Genomic DNA, 23,956 nt, shown 5'->3' on the forward strand with positions numbered 1-23,956 from the left:
ACGAAAAACGGCCCCCGCGAACCAGGTCGCGAGGGCCGTATTGTATTCGGTCAAAAACGACGCGTTTTAGCCGCGTGCGCTATCAGGGCCTGTGCCGGTGACTTTCTGCATCGCGGTCAGGATCGCACCTGATTGCTCAGAGCCACTTTGCGGGGCTTTGAGGTTTGAGAAGTCGTTGATGTCGTCCCAACGAGCGGCAAAGCCTTCAACGGTGCGCTCACCATCGGGCAGCCATACAGCGTCGTTCATGACGGTCCATGCGGAGTGGAAACCACCTGCACCTGCGCCAACGATGGCGTTGCTTGGCGCGTCTTCGCTAACGAGGAAGAGCGCTGCAGGGACTACGTTTTCAGGGGCAAACAGCTTGAAGGCTTCTTCAGGGAAGAGGTCTTCGGTCATACGCGTGCCGGCCACTGGTGACAGTGAGTTTACGCGAATGTTGTACTTTGCACCTTCGAGCTGAAGCGTCTTGGTAAGGCCGGCAAGGCCGAGCTTTGCAGCGCCATAGTTTGCTTGGCCGAAATTGCCGAATAGACCGGTTGACGATGCTGTCATAAGAACGCGGCCATAGCCTTGCTCGCGGAAGGTTTCCCAGCATGCTTTGGTGACGAAAGCTGAGCCGGTGAGGTGGACCTTCACCACAAATTCAAAATCGTCCGGGGTCATTTTGTGGAAGGTCTTGTCCCGCAAAACACCTGCATTGTTGATCAGGATGTGGACACCGCCCCATTTCTGTTTGGCATCAGCGACCATCTTTTCCATCTGGTCATATTCGGTGACTGAGCCGCCATTTGAGATTGCTTCGCCGCCAGCTTTCTTGATTTCCTCGACCACTTGCAGAGCCATGTCAGAATGACCCGTGCCATCACGCGCGCCGCCCAGATCGTTTACGACGACTTTTGCGCCGCGTGCAGCCAGTTCAAGCGCATATGCGCGGCCCAAACCGCCGCCTGCGCCGGTCACGATAGCTACCTTGTCTTTGAAATCGATGCTCATGATTGAGGGATCCTTTCCGAACGAATTTTTGTTGTCTCGATTGCCCGCTTTACGCAGACGTAAACATTATTGCCGGCGCTGGGTGGCATTTTCTTTGCTGCGTTGCAACAGGGCTTTCACCAAGGTTGCATGCCGTAGGGTCAGAAAGCCTTCTACAACGCCTCTAAGGCGGGAATTAGGCCGTCAAGCGAATCAATCACCGCGTCCGCGCCCAATTCGCCCGGTGGCTTATCGCAATAGCCGTAAGCAACACCGATTACTGGCACGCCAGCCGCACGCGCTGCGTTCACGTCGTAGGTGCTGTCACCCACAAAGGCGAAACTGCCACCGCCGCACCGTTTCCGCGCTTCCCAGATGGGCTCTGGGTGAGGCTTCGAGAGAAATTTGCCATCTGCGCCTTTGCCCATGGAGTCCCCGCCGATCACAGTCTCAAACGGTTCGATAAAGTCGATCTGGGTCAGGATGGAGCGGGCAAACTCCTCAAACTTATTGGTGACGACGCAAACTTTAACCCCGCTCGCACCCAGTTGTGCCACAACTTCGCGCGCATGGGGGTAGGGGGCAGAATAGACCGCATTGTGATCCGCATAATATTTGAGCATCTTTTTGTAGAGCACGCGGAATTCGTCATCGGGCAACCCGCCTTGCGCCTTGATCGCTGCGCCCAGCATCATCTTTGCCCCGCCGCCGATCAGGTCTTTTGAGCTATCCACCGAGACCGGATCAAACCCACCCAAGTCCAGTGCATAATTCACTGCTGTGCCAAGGTCGCGGAACGTGTCGAGAAGCGTGCCATCAAGGTCAAAACCGACGGCGCTAAAGGGGAAATCGCTCATAGGCAGCGGATGTGCGCGAAGGTTCTTCAATCTGCAAGCAATTGCTGCCAAAGCGGCCCCAAAATGCTATCGGCGCTTTATGGGAAAAGACATGACTGATTTTGCCGCCATCATCCTTGCCGCGGGTAAAGGGACCCGCATGAAGAGCGATCTGCATAAGGTGCTCCACCCGATCGCGGGTAAACCGATGCTACTGCACCTGCTCGACAATTTTGGCGAGCTTGATCCTGCTCGCATGGTTGTCGTGGTGGGAGATCGGCGCGAGCAGGTGGACGCTGCACTGGCCGGGCGCGATGTCACCACTGCGCTGCAAGATCCGCAGCACGGGACGGCACATGCAGCCCTTCAGGCGCGTGAGGCTTTGAGCGGTTTTTCCGGCAATATCCTCGTGACCTTTGGCGATGTCCCGATGGTTAGCGCCAAGACAGTGCGCGGGCTTCTGGATGCTCTTGAAGGCGGGGCAAAGGTTGCAGTTCTAGGCTTTCGCCCAGACGATGCTCTTGCCTATGGCCGGATCATTTCTGACGCGGATGGTACGGTTAGCAAGATGGTCGAGTTCAAAGATGCCAGCGTCGAAGAGCGCGCGGTTAATTTGTGCAATTCGGGGCTAATCGTGGCCCATTCGGACGATATGTGGCCATTGCTGGACGCGGTCGACAACAACAATGCGCAGGGCGAGTACTACCTGCCTGACGTAGCCACCGGAGCGATTGCGCGCGGTGATAGAGTTGTTGTGGTTGAATGCGAGCCGGATGAGGTTGCCGGCATCAACAGCCGCGCAGAGCTGGCTGACGCTGAGCAGCGATGGCAAGCTGCGCGCCGGTTGCAGGCCATGGAAGACGGTGCGACTTTGAAAGCGCCTGACACGGTTTTCTTCAGTCATGATACGAAGTTAGGCCGCGATGTTACTGTTGAACCTCACGTCGTGTTCGGCCCTGGCGTCAGCGTCGATGATGGCGTGCATATCAAGGCCTATACCCATCTCGAAGGCGCAAGCTTAGCAACCGGGGTCCAGGTTGGTCCCTTTGCAAGATTGCGTCCCGGAGCCGTTTTGGAAGAGGACAGCTTTGTCGGAAATTTCGTCGAGATGAAGAAAGCGACGCTTGGCCCCGGAGCCAAAGCGAGCCATCTTTCGTATATTGGCGATGCCACCGTTGGCGCGAATGCCAATATCGGTGCGGGCACGATCACGTGCAATTATGATGGCTATTTCAAATACCAAACCGTGATTGGCGAGCGGGCCTTTATCGGCTCTAATTCGGCGCTCATTGCTCCAGTTACGATCGGTGCAGATGCGATTGTCGCAGCTGGTTCTACTGTTAGCCGCGATGTTGGGGCAGGCGATTTGCGCATGGTCCGTGCTGAGCAACTTGTGAAGCAGGGCTGGGCCGACCGTTTTCATGACACAATGAAAAAGAAGAAGGCTGCGGCGAAGAAATCATGATGGCGGCACTGGTTGAAATCATTGACCATTTTGAGGAAGGCGAAATTTCGCCCAAGGCAGGCGAGCTATTCGCTGATGAAATGGGCAACACAGCTTCGTTCTAATGGCATCTGACCAACAGATATGTTGGCTGTGTGGGCGCCCATTCGAAACCATGATTGAATGGCACCACCCGATACCCAAATCGAAGAAGGGTCGAGCCACGGTTCCAGTGCACCCGATCTGCCACCGCACAATCCACGCCAACCACTCCAATGCTGAACTCGCGCGCATCGGTGACGACGCAGCCTCCATTCGAGAAAATCCGGTAATCGCGAAATTTGTGAAGTGGGTCAGTGCCAAACCACCTGATTTCCACGCGCCGACGCGGCGATAATTCATCTCATCTGGGAACTTATGTCGCTCGTAACTGCTCTGTTGGAGTAGTCACAAAGGAACCGGGACAAATGGGTATCGCAAAATGGGCCGCAGCAGGGCTTGGCCTAGCCGCCGTCGCAGGTGTGAGCGCGTATGCGCAATACCGCGACACCGAAGAACCCGCTTATGAGACTTTGCGCGCTCAAGATGACTTTGAACTGCGCGCGTATCAGCCAATGATCGTTGCTGAGGTCACGCATAAGGGTGATCGCCGTCAAGCGAGCGGGCGCAGCTTTCAGCGGCTTGCCGCCTACATCTTTGCGCAGGACCGACCAGCAGGTGGAGAACGGATCGCGATGACGGCGCCCGTCTTGCAAAAGCGCGTGGTTGATCAGGATGAACGCATCGCCATGACCGCACCGGTCCTTCAGGAAGAAACGCGCGATGGCGAGTGGCGCATGCGCTTTGTCATGCCGGCGCGTTTCACAATGGAAACCTTGCCAAAGCCACCTTCAGACATCAATCTGACGCAAGTTCCTGCACGCAGAGTTGCAGCGGTCCGTTTTAGCGGCGTTGCACGCGGTAGCGATCTTGCCGTGATGGAGGGGATGCTGAGCCAATGGATCGAAAGCGAGGGGCTGACACCGATTGGTGATTTTGAATACGCCTTTTACGACGCGCCAATGGTGCCAGGCCGGCTTCGTCGCAACGAAGTGCTGATTGAGGTCGCCGCTGAGTAGGGGTAGGGGGGAACCTTCTCAGCGACGCCTCTTACTCAACATCGGGCCTAGGCGCTTTCCAGTTTTCTGGCGTCAGTGGACGTCACGATATATTCGCGTTCCCACTGCTCAAACTCACTGCGGCTGAGCAGATAGCGCGAGCGCGCTTCGTGGAAGCTGATCGCACGTTCATGCACAGCGCGCACAACGTCAGCTTTTCGAGCTGATGACCAATGCACCCTGTGGCTCTTGGGAAGGCCGTACAGCTTGATTGCGTCGGCGATAGACATGTCGCGGGGGTATGCCATTTTCGTCTCCTTTATTTCCCTGTTGAGACGAGGATTTGACCCTTAGACTTAACCCGAAGCTGCCAAACAGGGTTAATTTCGTATTGACGACGCCCTACGTGCAAGGGCTGCGGTGAACCGAGCGCAAACTGTCGGTTTTGCTTACAATTCAGATTGATGGACAGCGAAAAGGGCGGCTCTCTTCACGAAAACCGCCCTTTGCCAGTTACAGGTTTTTACGAGTCTCTCTCGATCACTCGTCCATCAATTGCTGCATAAGATAGACATATTGCAGCGCTTGAATTTTGGCGCGCTGTTCGTTGTCTACGCCGCCTGAATGGCCACCAACAGTGTCTTCAAAGTAGTAGTAGTCATGACCTTGTTCCTTAAGCCGTGCGGCCCCTTTGCGCGCGTGAGCCGGGTGCGTGCGGTCATCAGCGGTGGAAGCCCATAGGAACGGCGTGGGGTAGTCCACGCCTTCCTCGATCATCTGATAGGGCGAATAGCCTTCAATCCAGGCGCGCTGTTCTGGAATGCGCGGATCGCCATATTCACCAATCCATGACGCGCCGCGGCCGATTACGTGGAAGCGGAGCATATCGAAGAGCGGGATTTGCACGATAGCAGCGCCGAACAGGTCAGGACGTTGTGTGAAGGCCGTGCCAACCAGCAGACCTCCCTGAGAGCCTCCCTGAATGCCCAGATGCTCTGGCGAGGTGAAGCCGCGTGCGACCAGGTCCTCTCCCACTGCGATGAAGTCATCCCAGGTGCGCTGCTTGTTCTCACGAATGGCGCTCTGGTGCCAGCCGGGTCCGAACTCACCGCCACCACGCAGGTTTGCCAGCACATAAGCGCCGCCGCGCTCCAGCCACATCTTGCCAGTTGAGCCCATATAGCTCGGCAGGCGGGGGATCTGGAAACCACCATAGCCGCTCATCAGAACCGCTGTTTCGCCGTCCAGTGTCATGCCTGCAGGCTTCACAATGAAGTACGGGATCTTCGTCCCATCAGCGCTGGTTGCCTCGTGCTGCTCAACCTCCATGCCATTTGCATCGAAGTAGCTTGGCGAAGTCTTGAGCACTTCAGGCGCCTCTGCACCGTCAGTGTAGTAGAGCGTTGTTGGATTGAGGAAGTCGGTGACAGTGAACATGATCTGCTCACTCTCATTCGAACTGGCCGCGATGCCCACGGTCGCATTGTCGGGAAGAGCCACTTGCTCGCTTATCCATGCGCCATCCTCGAAGTTGAACTTCAAGACTTTGCCGACCACGTTGTCGAGCATGCCGACATAGAGCGCGCCTGCGGTGATTGCTCCGCCGCGTTTGGTCTGGCGCTCCTCAGGGGCCCAAACGAGCGTCTTTGCCGCGCCGTTGGGATCAGCTTTCCACTCTTCGAGGTCCATTGCGATGAGGCTGTCAGCAGGGAAGGTCTGGCCATCTACTTCCCAATCAACATCGGTGGAGAGCAGGATGTGCCCATCAACGATGCCATAGGGCGATGCCTTTTTGGGGATGTCGAGCTTTACCCAGTCGCTGTCGATAGAGACGTAATACTCCGCCTCATGGAAGCTCACCCCGCGAAACGCGGTCATGGCTTGCACTTCACCGGTGGCATCGCGCAGCAGGCTTGCGCCGGCCCACACGTCGTCAGCTTCACCGCGGAACACCTCAGGAGCATCAGCGATGTCTGTGCCGCGCCGCCAGATGCGGCTGGTGAAGGGGTATTCGCTGGCCGTCAGCGTCCCTTCGCCAAAGTCGCGGCCCACCATCAGCGTGTCTTCGTCGATCCACTGAATGCCGCCTTGGCTCTTCTCAGGAAGCTCAAACCCACCTTCGACGAAGCTTTTGGTCGAAGTGTCGAACTCGCGCATGATGGTTGCGTCTTCGCCTCCATCAGATAGCGCGATCATGCACTTGTTGAGAGCAGGGGGCAGGCAGGTTGAGCCCTTATAGACCCACTCCTTGCCTTCAGCGGCTGCCAGCGCGTCCACGTCCAGCACCGTCTCCCATTCAGGCTCATCGCTTTGATAGCTCTCCAGCGTCGTGCGGCGCAGCAGGCCTTTGGGGTTCGCGCTGTCTTGCCAGAAGTTGTAGAGGCCATCGGGGCGGAAGCTCACAAACGGGATTCGGTCTTCGCTGTCATAGATGGCGAGCGCTTCGGCTTTCAGTGTCTCAAACCGGGCATCGGCTTCCAGCACGCCAAGCGTGCGCTCATTCTCAGCATCAACCCAGGCGAGCGCTTCGTCGCTGCGCGCTTCTTCAAGCCAGATGTAGGGGTCTTGTTCGGGGCCGGGAATCCCGCTTTCATCCATGTGCGCTTCGGCATTGGCAGGGGGCGTTGCTGTCATGGTGAAGGCCGCCGCGAGTGCGCCAGCAATGGCGAGAGTTGATACAAGCTTCAAATGTCCTCTCCTATGGGGGATTGCAGGCGGTGATAGTGCAGCGTTTCGAGGGGCTTGTGAAGCGGATTCTCGAGCATTTCCGACAGAGACATGGACCGCATGTTACACGGTCCTAGGCGCAATAAATTGCTGCATAATCTGTATGCTGAAATCCAAACAAGAAGAGGCCAAATGATCGCGCATCGCGATGCCTTTATGACCAGTGCGAGCCTTGTAGGAAAGCGGTCCATGTTGCGGGCCGATCCATGCAAAAAGGAGCTATTGTCGGTTTTTGGTCGCAAATAGGATGAGCATACCGATGGCAATGGGCACCCCTGCAAAGCCTGCCGCAATTCCCATAAACTCAGCAAATTCCCATGTTGGAAACTCGCAAGGCGTGCTGCGCGTCTGGCCCGTGTTCGACCAGCTGCATCCCATAGGCCAAACAAAGAGCACGAAGAACGCCGCTGCGCCCAGCAATCCCAATGTGCCCAAGGCAACGAGTAGATAGCTCAGAACCCTCATATGCATTGCTTAAAGAGAATAATGCGCGAACCAAGAAAAAAGGGGCGAACCTGCCGGCCGCCCCTTTTTCATGTTTCGTATGTGAAGCGTTTAGCCCTCTACGTGTTCAGCCAGAACCGTGAGACCGTTTTCGCCGACTTCAGCAAAGCCGCCGCGCACTTCGATGCTTTCCGGCTCAGCGCCCGCGGTCCGATAGACCTGAACAGCGCCATCGCGAATGGTGCTCATGAAAGGCGCATGACCTTCGAGCACGCCAAATTCGCCTTCGGTGCCGGGCACGACGACCATATGGACGTCTTCGGAGCGAACCTGTTTGGCAGGCGTTACGAGTTCGAAGTGGAGAGCCATATTGCTTAAGCGTCCTCAGCCAGTTCAGCGGCTTTCTTCACCACGTCTTCGATGCCGCCAACCATATAGAAGGCTTGCTCTGGCAGGTGGTCATATTCGCCGTCGACAACCGCTTTGAACGATTTCACAGTGTCTTCGAGCTGGACGAAGATGCCGTTGATGCCGGTGAAGACCTCAGCCACGTGGAATGGCTGTGAAAGGAACTTCTGGATCTTACGCGCACGGGCCACGGTCAGCTTATCTTCTTCAGAAAGCTCGTCCATGCCCAGAATTGCGATGATGTCCTGGAGCGACTTGTACTTCTGCAACGTCTCTTGGACGCGGCGAGCAGTGTCATAGTGCTCCTGGCCAACAACGCGTGGTTCAAGAACGCGGCTGGTTGAATCCAGCGGGTCAACCGCAGGATAAATGCCAAGCTCTGAAATCGCACGGTTCAGCGTGGTCGTTGCGTCAAGGTGAGCAAACGATGTGGCCGGTGCAGGGTCGGTAAGGTCATCGGCAGGAACGTAGATGGCCTGAACCGAGGTGATCGAACCCTTAGTGGTCGACGTAATACGCTCTTGCAGGTTACCCATGTCGGTCGACAGAGTTGGCTGATAGCCCACAGCCGAAGGAATACGGCCGAGAAGCGCGGACACTTCGGAACCAGCCTGCGTAAAGCGGAAGATGTTGTCGACGAAGAACAGAACGTCCTGACCTTCTTGGTCGCGGAAGTACTCAGCCATCGTCAGGCCAGACAGAGCAACACGGGCACGGGCCCCTGGAGGCTCGTTCATCTGACCGAAGACGAGGGCCACTTTAGAGCCCTCGCTGATTGCTTCGCCAGCTTCGTTCTTGGCGATAACGCCTGCGTCGAGGAATTCGTGGTAGAGATCGTTACCTTCACGGGTACGCTCACCAACGCCGGCAAATACGGACACGCCGCCGTGGCCTTTTGCGATGTTGTTGATCAGTTCCTGAATGAGAACGGTTTTACCAACACCAGCGCCACCAAACAGGCCGATCTTACCGCCCTTTGCGTAAGGGGCGAGAAGGTCGATCACTTTAATACCGGTGACGAGAATGGCCGCTTCGGTCGACTGGTCGACAAAGGCAGGCGCTTCTGCGTGAATCGGAGCGGTCATGTCCGCGCCGACAGGGCCGCGTTCGTCAATCGCTTCGCCAACGACGTTCATGATGCGACCCAATGTTTTCGGGCCAACAGGCACGCTGATTTGCGCGCCGGTTGCGATCACTTCGGCGCCGCGAACGAGACCTTCGGTTGCGTCCATCGCGATGGTGCGAACGGTGCTTTCGCCAAGGTGCTGAGCAACTTCGAGAACGAGAGTCTTGCCGTCATTCTTGGTCTCAAGCGCAGAAAGGATCGGCGGCAGTTCACCTTCGAACTGCACGTCGACAACAGCGCCGATGACCTGGGCGATAGTGCCGTTGGTGGTCTGGTTAAGTACTGCGGTGGCCATTTCTTGGTTCCTTGCTCACTTCTTACGTGATGACAACGTGTTGCCACACGCCATCATTGTCCTTTGAATAACTTCCAGCCCAGGAGCGAATAATCGTTTCACCGGACTGCATTCTAATTTCTACGTCGAACCGACACGAGTAGCTGCCTTTCGGCGCATAGTCTCCCACTCGTGTCCTCTCACACTCCAAATTTGAAATCGCAATTGGCTCACTGCCAGGAAGTTCTTTTCCTAAGCTTAGGTAAGGCCAACCTTCGATTGCTTCTTGCAGTACGATCTGTTCGTTTAGTCCTATTTTCTCCAAGTTCACTGTCGCGCAGCCTGTTGCGAGGAGCGACAGGCCAACACAAGTGAACAGTTTCGTCAAAGGGCCTCCGCCCCCGCAATAATTTCAATCAATTCAGTGGTGATCGCGGCCTGACGGCTGCGGTTGTACTGGATGGTCAGCTTGTTGATGAGGTCGCCCGCGTTACGCGTCGCGTTGTCCATCGCGGTCATCGAAGCGCCTTGCTCGGATGCCTCACGCTCAAGCAGAGCGCCGAACAACTGCGTTTTGACATAACGTGGCAGCAGCTCTTCGAGGATTTCCTCTTCGCCCGGCTCATATTCAACCACTGCGCCTGTGTCCTCAGTAACCTCAGGCGAGGGAACCGGGATCAGCTGGTTCGCGGTTGGGTTTTGAACCAGAGCCGATTGGAAGGTTGGGAAGACCAGATGAGCGACGTCAAACTTGCCTTCGTCGAACATGGCGATCAGCTCAGCAGCAATCGCGTCAGCTTCTTCGAAACCAGGCGTTTTGACCGTTGAGGTGTCAAACCCGCCCGTGATCGCGCTTGCATAGTCGCGTTTGAGCGGCGCACGCCCCTTTTTGCCAACGAGGTAAAACTCGACCGTTTTGCCAGCGGCAAGCAGTTCCTGAGCTTTCACCTTGGCTGCTTTGACGAGGTTTGAGTTCAAACCGCCGCACAGACCTTTATCGGTGTTGACCACGACCAATAGGTGACGTTGGTCTGAGCCAGTGCCTGCCAGAAGTTTCGGCGCGCTGTCGCCCGAGACCTTGCCTGCGAGTGACGCCATGACGGCGCCCAATCGCTCAGCATAGGGCCGGCCCGCCTCAGCAGCAGCCTGCGCACGGCGAAGTTTCGCCGCGGCGACCATCTGCTTGGCCTTGGTGATCTTCTGAGTCGATTTAACCGACCCGATCCGATCCTTGAGTTCCTTAAGTGAGGGCATCTGCCACTAACCTCTTATGCGAACTGCTTTGCGAATGCTTCGAGCGCCGCGACGGTTTTATCCTTCACATCGCCTTCGAACTTCTTCGAGGAGCGGATTTCGTCGAGAATGCCGGAATGCTCAGAGCGGATGAAGGCGAGCATTTGCTCTTCATATTCACCCACGCGCTCAACAGCGACGCTATCAATGTAGCCGTTGGTGCCAGCGAAGATCGACACGGTCTGCTCTTCGAAAGGCATTGGCGAGAACTGCTTTTGCTTCAGCAGCTCAGTCAGGCGCGCACCGCGGTTAAGCAGCTTTTGCGTTGAAGCATCGAGGTCCGAACCGAACTGAGCGAACGCCGCCATTTCGCGATATTGTGCAAGGTCGAGCTTCATCGAGCCCGAAACCTTCTTCATCGCCTTGGTTTGCGCCGCACCGCCCACACGAGACACCGACAGACCCACGTTAATCGCAGGACGGATACCTTGGTAGAACAGGTCGGTTTCAAGGAAGATCTGACCGTCCGTGATCGAAATCACGTTGGTTGGAATATAGGCCGACACGTCACCGGCCTGCGTTTCAATGATCGGCAGAGCGGTCATCGAACCGTGACCTTCAGATTCGCTCATCTTCGCGGCACGCTCAAGCAGGCGTGAGTGAAGATAGAAAACGTCACCAGGGTAAGCTTCACGGCCCGGAGGACGACGAAGCAGCAGTGACATTTGACGATAGGCGACAGCTTGCTTTGAAAGGTCATCATAAACGATGACTGAGTGCATGCCGTTGTCACGGAAGAACTCACCCATCGCACAGCCTGTGTAAGGCGCGAGATATTGCAGCGGAGCGGGCTCAGAAGCGGTTGCGGCCACAACGATAGAATATTCCATCGCGCCGTTTTCTTCGAGCTGCTTCACGATCTGAGCAACGGTCGAACGCTTTTGGCCGACAGCTACGTATACGCAGTAGAGCTTTTTGCTCTCATCATCACCGGCATTCACGCCCTTCTGGTTGATGAAGGTGTCGATGGCGACGGCAGTTTTACCGGTTTGACGGTCACCAATGATCAGCTCGCGCTGACCACGGCCAACAGGGACCAGAGCGTCAACCGCTTTAAGGCCGGTCTGAACAGGCTCGCTAACCGATTCGCGCGGGATGATGCCCGGCGCTTTGACTTCAACACGGCTGCGCTGTGTCGTTTCAATCGGGCCTTTGCCGTCGATTGGGTTGCCCAGCGCGTCAACCACGCGGCCCAGCAGCGCCTTACCCACGGGAACGTCCACGATGGTCTCGGTCCGCTTAACCGTGTCGCCTTCTTTAATCTCAGCGTCAGAGCCGAAGATCACGACGCCGACATTGTCGCTTTCAAGGTTCAGAGCCATGCCTTGAACGCCATTGGCGAATTCAACCATTTCACCGGCCTGCACCTGATCAAGGCCGTGGATACGGGCAATACCGTCACCCACGCTAAGCACGGTGCCGACTTCGCTAACCTGCGCGTCGGTGCCGAAATTGGCGATCTGGTCTTTGATGACCTTGGAGATTTCTGCTGCGCGAATTTCCATGAGTAGTGTCCTTTAGGCCTTCATTGCCTGGGAAAGTGAATTCAAACGGGTACGGATAGAGGCGTCGATGCGCTCTGATCCAAGAGTGACAACGAGACCGCCCAGAAGATCCGGGTCAACATCGGCTGTCAGCATGACGGTGCGGCCCTGACGGGCAGTCAGCTTGGTTTTCAGCGCTGCGATCTGATCCGCGCTCAAAGGATGCGCGCTGGTGACAGTGGCGGTGACTTCACCGCGCTGCGCCGCTGCAATAGTTTTGAACGCGTCGATCATCTCTGGCAGTTTCGACAGGCGACGATTGCCTGCAAGAACGCCGAGGAAATTGCTGGTCAGCTCTGACAGGCCAAGATGGCTTGCTACCGCACCGATCGCTTGCGCCTGTTCGCCGCGCGACAGCTGCGGATTGCTGGTAGCCTCGCGCAACTCGTCCGAACCGCTCAGCGCATCGCCAAGCTTGCCCAGATCGGTTTCGACGGCGGTGACCGTTCCATTTTCGCTGGCTAGTTCAAATAGAGCCGAGGCGTAACGCCCAGCCAGGCTAGCCTTAATACCGGCGGAAATATCCACGCGCTTTGTGTCCTCTTGGAGGAATGAGAAAAACAAGTCGCTTAGCAAGGGGCAAATGCGCTTGAGGGGCACCGCTCTTGAAAGCTGGCGCGCGCCTAGCAACAGAATCGGGTGAGCGCAAGCGGGTGACCGAGACTCTCTGGTTGCTTGCACACAAACCCGATATGTGGCATGTATTTTACCAATCGGTAAGGATGGGAATATCCGGCCAATAGGAGAGACATGATGCAACTTACCCCGATGGCCCCAAAATGCGGTGTCGAAGTAGCTGGCATTTCCCTGGCTACATGCAGTGATGATGAGATGCAGGCGATCAAACAGGCGATCTATGAGCACGGCGTTGCTGTGTTCCGCGATCAGGAATTTTCGCCCGAAAATCATATCAAGTTTGGCCGCCGCTGGGGCGGGATCGACGTAAACAACTATTTCCCGCTGCAAGAAGACTTCAACGAAATCGCGGTGGTGAAGAAAGAGCCCGACCAACAGACCAATATTGGCGGCGCATGGCACACCGATCACTCTTATGATCAGATCCCTGCGATGGGCTCTGTCCTCGTCGCGCGCGAGCTGCCTCCTAAAGGTGGCGATACAATGTGGGCGCATATGGGCGCGGCATACGATGCGCTGTCAGATGAGTTGAAGGCCAAGATCGAAGGTCTTGAGGCGTTTCACACCGCTGACCACGTCTATGAAGAAGGCGGCCTTTATGCGCAGACCGACATGGGCGAACATTTGCGCGGGCAAAACCTGAAAACGGGCGCCGTACATCCCGTGGTGATCCGTCACCCGCAAACTGGGCGTAAGCTGCTTTATGTAAATAGCGGCTTCACGATCAATTTCGTGGGCCAAACGCGCGAGGAGAGCCTGCCACTGTTGCAAGAGCTGCTCGCCGCTGCACTCACCCATGACAATCAGTGTCGCCTGCAATGGAAGCCGGGCACCGTAGCCATTTGGGACAACCGCACCAGCTGGCACAATGCGATGAACGACTATGCTGGCCACCGCCGCGAAATGCACCGGATTACGCTGAGTGGTGAGGCGCTGGCGGCGTAAGTCTGGCTAAGTGCTATTGTGATCCTGTTTCGCATTGCCGGGACGCATCATCGCAATCCCTAGTTATGATCTCTCGATATGCCGTGCGCGTTGACCCGGCTAGGCGTGCGCTGTTTGCGTTGGGCTTTAGTGTGTAGAGTCCACGCAAATACGCACGATCCAAAACCGTCAGCTGGGCTGGTGCTTGGCGGGGACCGTCTTCGAATAGAGTCATGATGGATCGGCCTTCGAGCTTGTCAAACTCCAAAAGACGCCGTGGTGATGCAATTAGAAACATGGTCGCGTGATCAGCAAGTTGGAAGATATCGACATCGTCCAGCCGATTGACATCAAACACCACCACAGAGCTTTCGCGGGCTAGTGAAAAGCAAATTGTCGCGCGTGACGGCACGCAAGCATCGTTGACCGGAACGGCTGAACCGCCATTTTGGGACAGCACGTCTGCCGCGACGCCAGGTGCTCCGCCACCAGGGTTGGGGTTTTGTCCTCGCCGGTTTCGAACTCTGGTGACACTCCAGGCGATAACTGGATCGTTTCGGTGTAGTGCCGCGCGGATATCCCGGCGCGCGCGGCGGTTGAACAGAGATGAATGTGTCTCGCGCATTCCGTTAATCAAAAGCTCAGGATTGTCGACCACGATCACCATGGCATTCACCACGCAGTCTTCCTCGCCAACCTCCATATTCGCAGCCATAGCGTTGCTGCGAATGCGGACGGCAATTTGGTCACCCACAACATCGCCAAGACCGGCTACGTTAAGGCATAGGGGATCGTGAAAACGAGGAATGGGCACCCCTACCGAATTGCTTTGCGCCAATTGGTACACATTGCGCGAAAGCTCGCGCTGGGTCAGAGGCCGTTCGCCTGTTACCTCAATGTCGTTTGCCGATTGTTCATCTTGGGCGCTCGCACTGCTCTCAACGGGCTGCGCCAGACCAACCGAGTGATACCCAATTGCAAGGCTCAAAAGGCAAACTAGGACTTGAAGCTTGTACCGCATACTTCACCCCGGTTTGTTATGGCATCGGATGAGTGGTTTACTCCGCCCCAAACTCTGCATCAAAGGCTGCTTCGATAGCCGACACGCGCTTAGTCTCGCATGAATAGACCAGCCGTTCGTTAGGGCGATCGGGGAGCAGGGCGAGCAGTGCGCTTTGTTGTTCGCCCAGGGTGATCTGCGCATCGGTCACGCCGCAAGCAGGTGGGTCATATTCACCGCGCGCCGTGCGTGCGGATTGCATCGCGGATTGGCCGAGCAGATAGCGGTCTGTGCGAAATGTGCGGGTTTCAGGATCATAGACATTGACCGAGACCGCCGCTTCAGTGCTGGGCACGAAGACGCGCGTCCATTCGCCGCTTACCATGCCATATTGCGTGCGTTCATTGACGCAGCCATCGGCCTGCCATGTGAACTCCACATCATCGGTGCGCGCACCAGTGATGCGGCTGCGTTCGGGCACTAAGGTGCAAATAAGCGTGCCATCGCCAGCCAGATTTTCGGTTGGGTCTGTGCCTGTGCCACTTGTTTCGCCATCGCCTTCACCAAGGATCGCTGCGACCCGGTCTTCGAGCGCGTCAAAGCCAGGGCGCGTGACCCAGACCAGCACGGTGCCGATGATCGCTGCACCGGCAATACCGGCTGCAATGATAGCGCGATTGCGATTGTCCGGATTGTCCGCCAGCGTCGCGCGCAATTGAGCAGCTGTATACCCAGCACCAACCCCAATTAGCAGCAGCACCATCGCAATAGCCATCGCGTTTTCACGCTCATCCATGATCTCAATCTGAGCCTGTAATTGCGCCTTGTCGCGCGCCTCTCGCAGCTCAGCCTCACGCGCTTCGAGCCGTGCTTGCGCTTCGGCACGTTGCTGTTCGAACCGCGCTCGTTCTGCGGCGTTCAGATCATCGATTGAGGTGCAGGGCAGAGCATTGACCGCAGGCTCCACGCCGTTTTCGCGCAAGAAGGGCAGCAATTCGCGCAAGGATACGGCGAAGTAAAACTCTGCATCTGATCCACTCGAATCTGCGCCAAAGGAATTGACGCCCAGCACGCGTCCGCACCCATCCAGCAGCGGCCCGCCAGAATTGCCCCGCGCAATCGGAGCTGTGTGCAGGATCGTGTCAAACTGTCGGCTGGGGCGCTGGCCGGAGAGGAAACCCCGGCTCTTCACCGGGGGCTGCGCGCGGAAGATGTCGCGGATTTCCAAGCCTTGGGCCAAGTCCACATTCATCGGATAGCCGACGGCAGAAACTTCGCCCATATCGCCCGATACGCCGCCCGCAATTGTCAGTGGTGGCAATCGCAGGGCACCATCATTGATCTCTAGCAGAGCAAGGTCGTTGCTGGGGCTGACCGAAACCGGCGTCGCAAATCCGCCTGCGCTGCCTTCGCTCGGCACGATCCCGATGCGCAAAGTGTCATCTTGCAAAGCCTCACGGATCACATGCGCGTTGGTGACGATCTGCGTGGGCGAGACCGCAAAGCCGCTGCCATGGGTGACAGGCGTGACGTCATCACCGCTCGAATCAATCAGGACAACGCGCACAACCCCGCGCGCGGCAGCGTCAATATCGGCAGGGTCTGCGGCGGCTGGTGCAGCAATGCCAAGGGTGAGGAGACCGAAAATCGCGAAGAGGGAGTGGAGAAACCGTATCATTGCTCATCGCCTTACTCGCCCGTGTACATTGACCGCAAGCTTCGGGATGCGCTTAGATGCGGGCTCGCGCAAGAAGGCTCACATGACAAACGCAAGCAAGCTTACCGATGATGATCGCTGGCAGATAGCGCTGGCAAAGGATCGCCGCTTTGACGGGGCCTTTGTGACGGGGGTGCATTCGACCGGGATTTATTGCCGCCCCTCATGCCCTGCGCGCGCGCCGTTGCGAAAGAATGTGCGGTTTTATGCGACGCCTGAGGATGCGGAAAAGGCGGGCCTGCGCGCCTGCAAGCGCTGCTCTCCCAACACCCAAAGCGCAGAAGAAGCCTGCGTGCTCGCGGCGATCGCTGCGATCCGTGCTGATGGCGCAAAGACGCTCGATCAATTGGCGGATTTGACCGGCTATTCACCGACGCATTTCCAACGGCTGTTCAAACGCACGGTGGGGCTGTCCCCGGCAGCTTTTGCGCGCGCTTTGCGAGAGGAGCGGGTAAGAGAAGCTTTGGAAAACGGTTCGAACGTCACAGACGCGCTGCAACAGGCGGGCTATGCCTCGCCCTCGCGCTTTTATGATCAGACAAAGGACAGGCTTGGCATGGCGGCAAAGGATTGGGCCAATGGCGGGGAAGGGCGGCGCGTGCATTGGCGCGTGATCCCGACGTCGCTTGGCGAGATGCTGGTCGCGGCCAGTGAGAAGGGTGTATGCTGCCTCTCTTTCAACGAAGGCGAAGAGGAACTGCGCGCCCGCTTTCCCAAGGCTGAATTGGTGGAGGCGGGCGAGGATTTCCGCGCATTGTTCGATCAAGTGGTCGCCGCAGTCGAGGAACCGAGCAGCGATGCCTCCGCGATCCCGCTCGATGTGAAAGGCACCGCGTTTCAGCAGCGCTGCTGGGAGGCCTTGCGTAAGATACCGGCAGGCGAAACGCGCAGCTATGGCGAGCAAGCCGCCATGCTCGGTAATCGCAAGGCCAGTCGCGCGGTGGGCAGCGCGAATGGTGCAAACAACATCGCGGTCCTGATCCCCTGCCACCGTGTCGTGCCAGCGAGCGGCGGCGTTGGTGGCTATGCCTATGGGCCGGAGATCAAAGCCGAACTGCTCAAACGGGAGAGAGCGAAATGAGCGACAATACTTCTATCGCACGCGCAATGTTCGATGCGTTTCAAGCGGGCGATATTGCGGCGGCGGGGGAATTGCTCTCAGATGATTTTGCAGGCACGCAAAATGGCGGTCCGGCGATGAGCAAAGAGATGCTGATGGGCTTTCTGGGAGCCGTTCACGCGAAGGTGTCCAATTTCCGATACGAAGAGATTGTGTGCGCCGCGACCGAAAGCGGCTTCGTCGAAGAACACGCCGTTCGCGCTGACCTACCCGGCGGCGACACTCTCAACCTCACCCTATGCGTAGTGGGCGAAGTGAGAGACGGTAAAGTCACAGCGCTTCGCGAATATGTCGACAGCGCGGCTGCTGCTGGGTTGGCCAAGGCTCTCGCTTAGAATTCACTCAAGGAAACACGATCATGAAAATCCAAGACACATTTGCCGCGCTTCACCGCGGCCCGGCTCCGCTTGTCCTCTACAATATCTGGGATGCAGGAAGCGCCCGTGCGATTGCCGAGGCAGGCGCAAAGGCAATAGCAACTGGCAGCCAGTCTTTGGCGAAAGCGCAAGGGTATGCCGATGGTGAGGAGATTCCGTTCGAGCAATTGCTGCTCACGGTTCGCCAGATTGCTGCTGCGACCCAGCTGCCGCTCACTGTCGATTTTGAGGCGGGTTACGCAAGCGACCTAGGGGCGCTGCGAGCCAACGCGGAAGCATTAGTGGAAGCAGGCGCGGTTGGCTGCAATTTTGAAGATCAGCTGATCGGCGCATCAGGTTTGCGCGACACGGGCGAACAAGCTGAGCGCATCGCAATTGTGGCCACGGCCGGTCTGTTCGTGAACGCGCGTACCGACACATTTCTTGAACCGCTAAAGGCGGGCGAAGACCCCAATCGCGCAGAACTGGTCGATGCAGCGATCCTTCGCGGTCAGACCTATGCTGATGCAGGGGCAAAGAGCTTCTTCATCCCCGGCCTCGGCAATCCCGATATGATCGCCCAAATCTGCAACGCGCTCGACATGCCAGTTAACGTGATGCGCCTGCCCGGAATGGTCAGCAATGCCGAGCTTGCGAAACTTGGTGTAGCACGGATCAGCTATGGCCCGGGGCCATGGAACGAGGCAATGGCAGGCATTGAAACGGCTGCTGGGGAGGCTTTTTCAAGCTAGACGAAGATCGGAGCAGCAAACCGATCAACTAGTGCATTAAACTGAATTGTCGCAATCCAAGCCTGCGCTTATTGCAAGTGCACCGAAAGGATTGCGATGATGCTCAAACGCTTACCCGCTCCGCTTCTTTCTTTTCTCCCGATAGTTCTATGCGCGCTGGCCATTTTCGCGGCCCGTGCGATGACCTATACCGATTGGGCTGCGGCCAATGCGAGCCTGGCGGCTTTTCTGTTCGCTTGGATTGTCGCAGACGCGCTCATGCTCACAGAGATGTACCGGGCGAAGGACCACAAACCTCCTCGCTACAAAGTGCTGGGAGCACTCGCGATTGCATGCATTATCGTGGGCGCGGGAGCGGCGCAGCCTGTGCGCGAGGTCTATCTCGGATTGCCGCAGGTATTGGTAGCGGCTGGGCTTACCCTCGCGGTATTCGTGGGTTGGAGCTTTGGACGCCTGGTTCAAGAAACGCGCAGAACCGGGTCGCTTTTCGATGGACTGGAAAGCGTGTTCCCGCCGCCCATGGGTCGGTTCGTCGTCATGGAATTGCGCATGATGCACCTCGCGCTGTTTCGCTGGAACGCGCCGGCGGATGTGCCTGAAGGTTCAAGAGCCTTCACCTATCACACCTATCTCGCGCCAATGCTTGCAGCTTTTATGGTGCTTCAGGTGATTGAGCTTTCTGTGGTGCACCTGCTGTTGATGCTGTGGAACCCGACTGTTGCGTGGGTCATGTTCGCGCTGAGCATCGGAGGGCTGTTGTGGACAACCGCTTTTATCAAGAGCCTACGAATAAACCCGGTCTTGCTCACCGACGACACTGTTCGAGCGCGTTTTGGAATGGTCAACGATCTGAAAATCCCGTTCGCGCGCATTGCGGAGACCGAAAGGCCGTTCTCAAAAGAAGAGTTGGACAGCAAAGCAGTGCTCAACCTCGCCACCTTCTCATCACCCAATGTCGCCCTGCGCTTTGCTCACCCTATCGCAATCCCAACCGCTTTTGGCGGCAAGCGGGAGATCGTCGGCGTGGCAATGCGATTGGATGACAGCGCGGGCTTTCTCGCCGCTTTGCGCCCCTAATCCAATTTAGGCGGAAAGCCCGGCTCTGCTTTTGCGATGGCGCGCTGATAAGCCTCGCGCGCGCCGATGCGTTGCAAATACGCTTTCAGGTTGGGCATGTGATCGATGCTCATATCGTTGAACGCGCGCGCTGTGGTGAGTGAGAAGCCGAGCATAATGTCAGCTGTGGTAAAGTTCGACCCGCTGAAATAGTCGGCTTCGCCAAGACGCTTCTCGATATGGCCCCAGGCGTTGGTGACGCGCCTCATCAGTGGTGGTGGCATTTCTGCACCGACCGCACTGACCGCGATCATCATCATACCGTTGGTCATCAACGTCGCGTTGGCGAAGTGATACCAATAAAGGTGATCAGCGAAATCGGGATTGTCCGCGCGCGGCACCAGCGGCGTATCGGGCGCATATTTGCCAACGATGTAATCCATAATCGCGCCGCTCTCACCCAGCACGAGGTCGCCATCCGTAATGACAGGCGCAATTTGCATCGGATGCAGGGCTTTCATCTCCGGCGGGGCAAGGCGTGTTTCTGGGTCGCGATTATAAAGTTTGAGGTCGTACTCGATCCCCAATTCCTCACACAGCCAGACAATCCGCTCAGATTGCGAAATACGAAGGTGATGGACGGTCAGCATGGGGGGACGGCTCCTATTCGCGAATGTGCAAGCCTTCGCTGATGGCTCGAAGCTTGTCGAGCCAATTGTTCAGCTACCGTTCGACAAGCTATGGATAGCCATTGTTGGTAGGAGGGGGCTCAGATGAAATTGCAAAAATTGGGGTATGCGATCGCTGCTCTTGCATTAGCCGGTTGTGCGGGGTCCACTGGGGTCAATAATGTGGTCCAAGAGCGCGAGCTGTTTGCAGGATACAAATGCACCTTTTCCAAGAGCTTGAGCGCTGGCGAATTGAGATCTTCCTTCCGCTTCTATGAAAACGGAGAGCCGCTGGATCGGCCATCTTTGCGATGGGACTATAATCCGGGTGGCATCTCGAGCGAGCCATCGGTCCCAAACGGACAATATACAACGTCAGCGCCAATCTATCTGGGGGCATGGTATCCGGATGAGGCGGGAGAATTCGCGCTGGATCGTGGGTCGCTTTACATCACCCGCCACCTATGGGCGAATGGGTCTGAGGATAGGGATAGCGCTCAAACTTTGAAGCTGGGCTTAAGGCTGGTGCTGGAGCCGCAATATCACGGCGCTGCGAGGCTTGATGCGGAGTTTAGGACCTCGGGTGGACCATTTAACATGTCGGTCAATTGGGCCGAGCTAACGGCCTTTGTGCGAGGGGGCGAGCAATTGTTCTTGGTCGCGATCAACCAAGATCGCCGCATGGTCGATCAATATGAGCTAGATCGTGATCTGCTGCTTGAGGTGGGCAGGGAAGCCGAAGCAGCCTTCGCTGAAATCGCACACATCCGCGCTAATCATCGTGAAGTTTGCGAGTTCACCGAGGATGTCGTCGGACCGACAATCATCGTCACCTAGCGCGCCCATCCTTCTTTCGCGGGTTCGAGCGTGTCGAGGAACGTTTCGGCGCTTTCGAGATAGTCGCGCTTTTTCTCATCGCTCATGCGGTCCCATGTCGAATAGATCCGGCCAATGCGGTGGTTGCTTTTGAGACGGTCGCGGTGGCGGTCCATGAAGTGCCAATAGAGCGGGCCGAATGGGCACGCGCCTTCACCAGATTTCTTGGACGGTGAGTAGGCACAGCCTTTGCAGTAATCGGACATTTTGTTGATGTAGTTGCCTGACGCCGCATAGGGCTTGGTCGCGAGCTTTCCGCCGTCGGCATAGAGGATCATGCCAGAGACATTGGGCAACTCGACCCATTCATAGGCGTCGGCATAAACGGCCAAGTACCAGTCCTGCACTTCCTTGGGATCAATCCCTGCAATCAGGCAGAAATTGCCCAGCACCATCAGGCGTTGAATATGGTGCGCATGGGCGTTTTCATGGGTGGAGCGGATGCAGTCGGAGAGGCAGCGCATGTCCGTGTCGCCGGTCCAAAAGAATTCGGGCAGCGGGCGGGTTGCCTCCATCTCATTCGCGTCGGCAAGGCCGGGCATAAACAGCCAGTAAAACCCGCGAACATATTCGCGCCAGCCGATGATCTGGCGGATGAAGCCTTCGACTGAGTTGAGCGGTGCTTTGCCGTCTTTGTAAGCTTGCTCTGCGCGCTCACACAGTTTGAGCGGGTCTAACAGGCCGAGGTTTATGCTGGTCGATAGCATCGAGTGATAGAGGTCATCCGAGCCATAGACCATCGCGTCTTGATAAGGGCCGAATTGCTCAATCCGTTCAGCGAAAAAGGCATCGGCGGCTTTCTCGGCCTCGTCGGATGTGACAGGCCATTCAAAGCGGTCGAGGCTGCCGAAATGGTCGGAGAATTTGTCCTCGACCAGCGCGATCACTTCAGAGGTGATGTCATCGGGCTCAAATTTGGGCCGCTTGGGGATGAACATATCGCCATCCAAGCTCTCCCGATTGTCGGCGTCATAGTTCCATTTGTCGCCTGTGGGTTTGCCGTCATCTTCCAGCAGCAATCCCGTCTTCTTCCGCATCTCGCGGTAAAAGAGCTCCATGGTGAGTTGCTTGCGACCTTCCGCCCAGTCCTGAAATTCGGCGTGGGTGCATAGGAAGCGATCGTCGGGCAGGATTTCGACTTCGCATGCAAACTTGTCCGGCCATTCCTCGATAGCCTGCTGCACCCGCCATTCGCCCGCTTCGACGACACGGATCTTCTCCGGCGAATGTCGTTCAACCGCCCGCGCGACTTCGCCTGTAAAGCTGCCGGCATTGTTAGGATCGTCGAGCTTAACATAGTCGACTTGCCACCCCGCATCCCCCAACTCCGCCGCAAAATGGCGCATCGCGGAAAAGATAAGCGCGATCTTTTGCTTGTGGTGCTTAACGTAAGTCGCCTCATCCCAGACCTCCATCATCAAGATGACTGTATCGTCCTTGGTCTGCCCTTTTAGCGAGGCGAGCGTGCGGGTGAGTTGGTCGCCGAGGATGGGAACGAGGGTGGGTTTTTGAGACATGCGACCTTAATGCGCAGGTCTGCAATTGGTGCCTCATTTATTGGGCCAAAGCCTCAACAATTAGCGGTTGCAGCCTCTGCTCAAGCTCAACTGCCACTGGCGCGCTGTTGCGTTCGCCGCGACGGGCAATCATCCCCCAATATTCGTTCTTGCGATCGATCCATGGGGTCCAGCCAAATGAGCCGGGACTTGAATAGGTCGCATCCTCCAGGCAGCTTGCGACGAATGCCGGAGCATCACATTCCACGAACGCGCCCAAGGCATAATGCCAATCGCCAAAGTCGGCAGATGCCCGCGGTCTGAACAGAATTGGCGTATTGCCTATCCGATCCTGGAAGAATGGCTCAGGATTACCAATCAGCGTCCCGGCGAGCAGAGCTGTAAGAAAAATCGAATAATCATCCGCAGTCGATACAGAGCCGCCCGAAGCGAGCGGGTTCATCCTGCTCGGAAAGGCAAACTGAGAGGCAGTGCTCATGCCAATGGGATTGGCGACTTCGATGCGGAAAATGTCGGCGTAGGGGCGTCCAGTTGCAGCCTCCGCCATCGCTGCCGCGATATGCATGTGCTCGGGCCCGTAGGAATATCCTCCACCAGGCTGTGTATCTAAACCGCTTTGAAAGATGTCGAAGGCGCAGTCTCGCAGCGTAACCGTTGCATTTTGTGTGCAGCCCGACGCGCCCGGCCTTGCGTTAAACCCCGAGGTAAAGCTCAATAGGTTTTCTAGCGTGATCTGCGCACGTGGATCGGCCGGGTCGCTGGTCCAAAAATCAAGATAGTCCTGCGGATTATCCGATAGCGACATCTCTCCTTTTTCGACCAATCGGAATATCGTGGCGGAGGTGAACCACTTTGATGCAGAGGCCACAGGTAGCTGCTCATTGAGCGCGAATGTACCCTTCACATAAGTGAAAACTTCGCCGTCCTTCGTGCCAATTATGACTGCGAAATCGGTGTCGGGATAATCCTCAATTTCTGCTCGTACGCTGGCGAATGGGTCAGGCGTAGGAGAGGGGGTCACGACCGGCGGTGTTGGGGTTGGCGTGGAGGTAGGGGGCGCAGCCGAACCACCTCCGCATGCGGAAACACAGACTAGGGCACATGGCAGGGCTAACCGATGGAGAAATGCACGTTTCATAGAAAGTGCAACGACTGATGCGGCTATA

General features: G+C 56.9%; 24 protein-coding genes. 9 read left to right on the plus strand and 15 right to left on the minus strand.

Annotated elements, in window-relative coordinates; translation table 11 throughout:
- Positions 1 to 66 precede the first annotated feature (66 nt).
- The gene (locus AC0V6N_RS03010) at positions 67 to 996 is read right to left on the minus strand and encodes an SDR family NAD(P)-dependent oxidoreductase (protein WP_486170111.1); all 930 of its coding nucleotides are present in this window, start codon (positions 994 to 996) and stop codon (positions 67 to 69) included.
- Positions 997 to 1,148: 152 nt separating this feature from the next.
- Positions 1,149 to 1,832, minus strand: a complete 684-nt coding sequence (locus AC0V6N_RS03015) for an HAD-IA family hydrolase (protein ID WP_486170112.1) — start codon at positions 1,830 to 1,832, stop codon at positions 1,149 to 1,151.
- A gap of 91 nt (positions 1,833 to 1,923) precedes the next feature.
- On the opposite strand from AC0V6N_RS03015, the gene glmU reads away from it, so the two are divergent.
- From glmU to AC0V6N_RS03030, 3 genes are all read left to right on the plus strand, one after another.
- Positions 1,924 to 3,276, plus strand: coding sequence for a bifunctional UDP-N-acetylglucosamine diphosphorylase/glucosamine-1-phosphate N-acetyltransferase GlmU (gene glmU, locus AC0V6N_RS03020; RefSeq protein ID WP_486170113.1), 1,353 nt, complete (start codon positions 1,924 to 1,926; stop codon positions 3,274 to 3,276).
- A gap of 103 nt (positions 3,277 to 3,379) precedes the next feature.
- Positions 3,380 to 3,652, plus strand: coding sequence for an HNH endonuclease (locus tag AC0V6N_RS03025; protein ID WP_486170114.1), 273 nt, complete (start codon positions 3,380 to 3,382; stop codon positions 3,650 to 3,652).
- A gap of 70 nt (positions 3,653 to 3,722) precedes the next feature.
- Positions 3,723 to 4,373 (plus strand): SOUL family heme-binding protein, encoded by a 651-nt coding sequence (locus AC0V6N_RS03030; RefSeq protein ID WP_486170115.1) that lies wholly within the window; start codon positions 3,723 to 3,725, stop codon positions 4,371 to 4,373.
- A 47-nt stretch (positions 4,374 to 4,420) separates the two neighbouring features.
- Here the strand turns inward: AC0V6N_RS03030 and AC0V6N_RS03035 are convergent, their stop codons facing one another.
- From AC0V6N_RS03035 to AC0V6N_RS03070, 8 genes are all read right to left on the minus strand, one after another.
- A complete protein-coding gene (locus AC0V6N_RS03035) occupies positions 4,421 to 4,660 on the minus strand; it encodes a DUF1153 domain-containing protein (RefSeq protein WP_486170116.1) in 240 nt (79 codons plus the stop codon).
- Between the two features lie 232 nt (positions 4,661 to 4,892).
- A complete protein-coding gene (locus tag AC0V6N_RS03040; RefSeq protein WP_486170117.1) occupies positions 4,893 to 7,040 on the minus strand; it encodes a prolyl oligopeptidase family serine peptidase in 2,148 nt (715 codons plus the stop codon).
- Between the two features lie 258 nt (positions 7,041 to 7,298).
- Positions 7,299 to 7,544, minus strand: coding sequence for a hypothetical protein (locus AC0V6N_RS03045; protein WP_486170118.1), 246 nt, complete (start codon positions 7,542 to 7,544; stop codon positions 7,299 to 7,301).
- A gap of 90 nt (positions 7,545 to 7,634) precedes the next feature.
- Positions 7,635 to 7,892, minus strand: a complete 258-nt coding sequence (locus AC0V6N_RS03050) for an ATP synthase F1 subunit epsilon (protein WP_486170119.1) — start codon at positions 7,890 to 7,892, stop codon at positions 7,635 to 7,637.
- Positions 7,893 to 7,897: 5 nt separating this feature from the next.
- On the minus strand, positions 7,898 to 9,352 hold the full coding sequence (atpD, locus tag AC0V6N_RS03055) for a F0F1 ATP synthase subunit beta (protein WP_486170120.1): 1,455 nt from the start codon (positions 9,350 to 9,352) through the stop codon (positions 7,898 to 7,900).
- Positions 9,353 to 9,715: 363 nt separating this feature from the next.
- Positions 9,716 to 10,585: a F0F1 ATP synthase subunit gamma gene (locus AC0V6N_RS03060; protein WP_486170121.1), complete on the minus strand. Its 870-nt coding sequence runs from the start codon at positions 10,583 to 10,585 to the stop codon at positions 9,716 to 9,718.
- Between the two features lie 14 nt (positions 10,586 to 10,599).
- A complete protein-coding gene (atpA, locus tag AC0V6N_RS03065; RefSeq protein WP_486170122.1) occupies positions 10,600 to 12,129 on the minus strand; it encodes a F0F1 ATP synthase subunit alpha in 1,530 nt (509 codons plus the stop codon).
- A 12-nt stretch (positions 12,130 to 12,141) separates the two neighbouring features.
- Positions 12,142 to 12,696: a F0F1 ATP synthase subunit delta gene (locus AC0V6N_RS03070; RefSeq protein WP_486170123.1), complete on the minus strand. Its 555-nt coding sequence runs from the start codon at positions 12,694 to 12,696 to the stop codon at positions 12,142 to 12,144.
- 222 nt (positions 12,697 to 12,918) lie between these two features.
- Between AC0V6N_RS03070 and AC0V6N_RS03075 the strand changes: the two genes are divergently transcribed.
- Positions 12,919 to 13,749, plus strand: coding sequence for a TauD/TfdA dioxygenase family protein (locus tag AC0V6N_RS03075; RefSeq protein WP_486170124.1), 831 nt, complete (start codon positions 12,919 to 12,921; stop codon positions 13,747 to 13,749).
- A gap of 13 nt (positions 13,750 to 13,762) precedes the next feature.
- Here the strand turns inward: AC0V6N_RS03075 and AC0V6N_RS03080 are convergent, their stop codons facing one another.
- A complete protein-coding gene (locus AC0V6N_RS03080; protein ID WP_486170125.1) occupies positions 13,763 to 14,716 on the minus strand; it encodes a hypothetical protein in 954 nt (317 codons plus the stop codon).
- A 70-nt stretch (positions 14,717 to 14,786) separates the two neighbouring features.
- Entirely contained in the window at positions 14,787 to 16,406 is a 1,620-nt protein-coding gene (locus AC0V6N_RS03085) for a trypsin-like peptidase domain-containing protein (RefSeq protein WP_486170126.1), read from the minus strand.
- Between the two features lie 82 nt (positions 16,407 to 16,488).
- On the opposite strand from AC0V6N_RS03085, the gene ada reads away from it, so the two are divergent.
- From ada to AC0V6N_RS03105, 4 genes are all read left to right on the plus strand, one after another.
- Complete coding sequence (gene ada, locus AC0V6N_RS03090) at positions 16,489 to 17,526, plus strand: bifunctional DNA-binding transcriptional regulator/O6-methylguanine-DNA methyltransferase Ada (protein WP_486170127.1); 1,038 nt, start codon at positions 16,489 to 16,491, stop codon at positions 17,524 to 17,526.
- Positions 17,523 to 17,900 carry a nuclear transport factor 2 family protein gene (locus tag AC0V6N_RS03095; protein ID WP_486170128.1) on the plus strand — a complete coding sequence of 126 codons (378 nt, stop codon included), beginning with the start codon at positions 17,523 to 17,525 and terminating at the stop codon, positions 17,898 to 17,900. The genes ada and AC0V6N_RS03095 overlap by 4 nt, the downstream gene beginning before the upstream one ends.
- A 23-nt stretch (positions 17,901 to 17,923) precedes the next feature.
- Positions 17,924 to 18,673: an isocitrate lyase/PEP mutase family protein gene (locus AC0V6N_RS03100; protein WP_486170129.1), complete on the plus strand. Its 750-nt coding sequence runs from the start codon at positions 17,924 to 17,926 to the stop codon at positions 18,671 to 18,673.
- 96 nt (positions 18,674 to 18,769) lie between these two features.
- On the plus strand, positions 18,770 to 19,750 hold the full coding sequence (locus AC0V6N_RS03105; RefSeq protein WP_486170130.1) for a hypothetical protein: 981 nt from the start codon (positions 18,770 to 18,772) through the stop codon (positions 19,748 to 19,750).
- Here AC0V6N_RS03105 and AC0V6N_RS03110 read toward each other — a convergent pair.
- The gene (locus tag AC0V6N_RS03110) at positions 19,747 to 20,379 is read right to left on the minus strand and encodes a glutathione S-transferase family protein (RefSeq protein WP_486170131.1); all 633 of its coding nucleotides are present in this window, start codon (positions 20,377 to 20,379) and stop codon (positions 19,747 to 19,749) included. The genes AC0V6N_RS03105 and AC0V6N_RS03110 overlap by 4 nt on opposite strands.
- Positions 20,380 to 20,502: 123 nt before the next feature.
- On the opposite strand from AC0V6N_RS03110, the gene AC0V6N_RS03115 reads away from it, so the two are divergent.
- A complete protein-coding gene (locus tag AC0V6N_RS03115) occupies positions 20,503 to 21,234 on the plus strand; it encodes a hypothetical protein (RefSeq protein WP_486170132.1) in 732 nt (243 codons plus the stop codon).
- Here AC0V6N_RS03115 and AC0V6N_RS03120 read toward each other — a convergent pair.
- Together AC0V6N_RS03120 and AC0V6N_RS03125 are read right to left on the minus strand one after the other, a co-directional pair.
- Positions 21,231 to 22,790, minus strand: coding sequence for a cryptochrome/photolyase family protein (locus tag AC0V6N_RS03120; protein WP_486170133.1), 1,560 nt, complete (start codon positions 22,788 to 22,790; stop codon positions 21,231 to 21,233). The two genes, AC0V6N_RS03115 and AC0V6N_RS03120, sit on opposite strands and share 4 nt — an antisense overlap.
- A gap of 37 nt (positions 22,791 to 22,827) precedes the next feature.
- Positions 22,828 to 23,811 (minus strand): serine hydrolase domain-containing protein, encoded by a 984-nt coding sequence (locus AC0V6N_RS03125; RefSeq protein WP_486170134.1) that lies wholly within the window; start codon positions 23,809 to 23,811, stop codon positions 22,828 to 22,830.
- Between the last annotated feature and the right edge of the window lie 145 nt (positions 23,812 to 23,956).

The sequence above is a fragment of the Erythrobacter sp. S57(2025) genome (genome assembly GCF_057365055.1).

Bases quoted from the DNA above. Each gene is read 5' to 3' on its own strand.
- AC0V6N_RS03010 (WP_486170111.1), bottom strand. From the start codon at position 996: ATGAGCATCGATTTCAAAGACAAGGTAGCTATCGTGACCGGCGCAGGC.
- AC0V6N_RS03015 (WP_486170112.1), bottom strand. From the start codon at position 1,832: ATGAGCGATTTCCCCTTTAGCGCCGTCGGTTTTGACCTTGATGGCACG.
- glmU (WP_486170113.1), top strand. From the start codon at position 1,924: ATGACTGATTTTGCCGCCATCATCCTTGCCGCGGGTAAAGGGACCCGC.
- AC0V6N_RS03025 (WP_486170114.1), top strand. From the start codon at position 3,380: ATGGCATCTGACCAACAGATATGTTGGCTGTGTGGGCGCCCATTCGAA.
- AC0V6N_RS03030 (WP_486170115.1), top strand. From the start codon at position 3,723: ATGGGTATCGCAAAATGGGCCGCAGCAGGGCTTGGCCTAGCCGCCGTC.
- AC0V6N_RS03035 (WP_486170116.1), bottom strand. From the start codon at position 4,660: ATGGCATACCCCCGCGACATGTCTATCGCCGACGCAATCAAGCTGTAC.
- AC0V6N_RS03045 (WP_486170118.1), bottom strand. From the start codon at position 7,544: ATGAGGGTTCTGAGCTATCTACTCGTTGCCTTGGGCACATTGGGATTG.
- AC0V6N_RS03050 (WP_486170119.1), bottom strand. From the start codon at position 7,892: ATGGCTCTCCACTTCGAACTCGTAACGCCTGCCAAACAGGTTCGCTCC.
- atpD (WP_486170120.1), bottom strand. From the start codon at position 9,352: ATGGCCACCGCAGTACTTAACCAGACCACCAACGGCACTATCGCCCAG.
- AC0V6N_RS03060 (WP_486170121.1), bottom strand. From the start codon at position 10,585: ATGCCCTCACTTAAGGAACTCAAGGATCGGATCGGGTCGGTTAAATCG.
- atpA (WP_486170122.1), bottom strand. From the start codon at position 12,129: ATGGAAATTCGCGCAGCAGAAATCTCCAAGGTCATCAAAGACCAGATC.
- AC0V6N_RS03075 (WP_486170124.1), top strand. From the start codon at position 12,919: ATGATGCAACTTACCCCGATGGCCCCAAAATGCGGTGTCGAAGTAGCT.
- AC0V6N_RS03085 (WP_486170126.1), bottom strand. From the start codon at position 16,406: ATGATACGGTTTCTCCACTCCCTCTTCGCGATTTTCGGTCTCCTCACC.
- ada (WP_486170127.1), top strand. From the start codon at position 16,489: ATGACAAACGCAAGCAAGCTTACCGATGATGATCGCTGGCAGATAGCG.
- AC0V6N_RS03095 (WP_486170128.1), top strand. From the start codon at position 17,523: ATGAGCGACAATACTTCTATCGCACGCGCAATGTTCGATGCGTTTCAA.
- AC0V6N_RS03100 (WP_486170129.1), top strand. From the start codon at position 17,924: ATGAAAATCCAAGACACATTTGCCGCGCTTCACCGCGGCCCGGCTCCG.
- AC0V6N_RS03105 (WP_486170130.1), top strand. From the start codon at position 18,770: ATGATGCTCAAACGCTTACCCGCTCCGCTTCTTTCTTTTCTCCCGATA.
- AC0V6N_RS03110 (WP_486170131.1), bottom strand. From the start codon at position 20,379: ATGCTGACCGTCCATCACCTTCGTATTTCGCAATCTGAGCGGATTGTC.
- AC0V6N_RS03115 (WP_486170132.1), top strand. From the start codon at position 20,503: ATGAAATTGCAAAAATTGGGGTATGCGATCGCTGCTCTTGCATTAGCC.
- AC0V6N_RS03120 (WP_486170133.1), bottom strand. From the start codon at position 22,790: ATGTCTCAAAAACCCACCCTCGTTCCCATCCTCGGCGACCAACTCACC.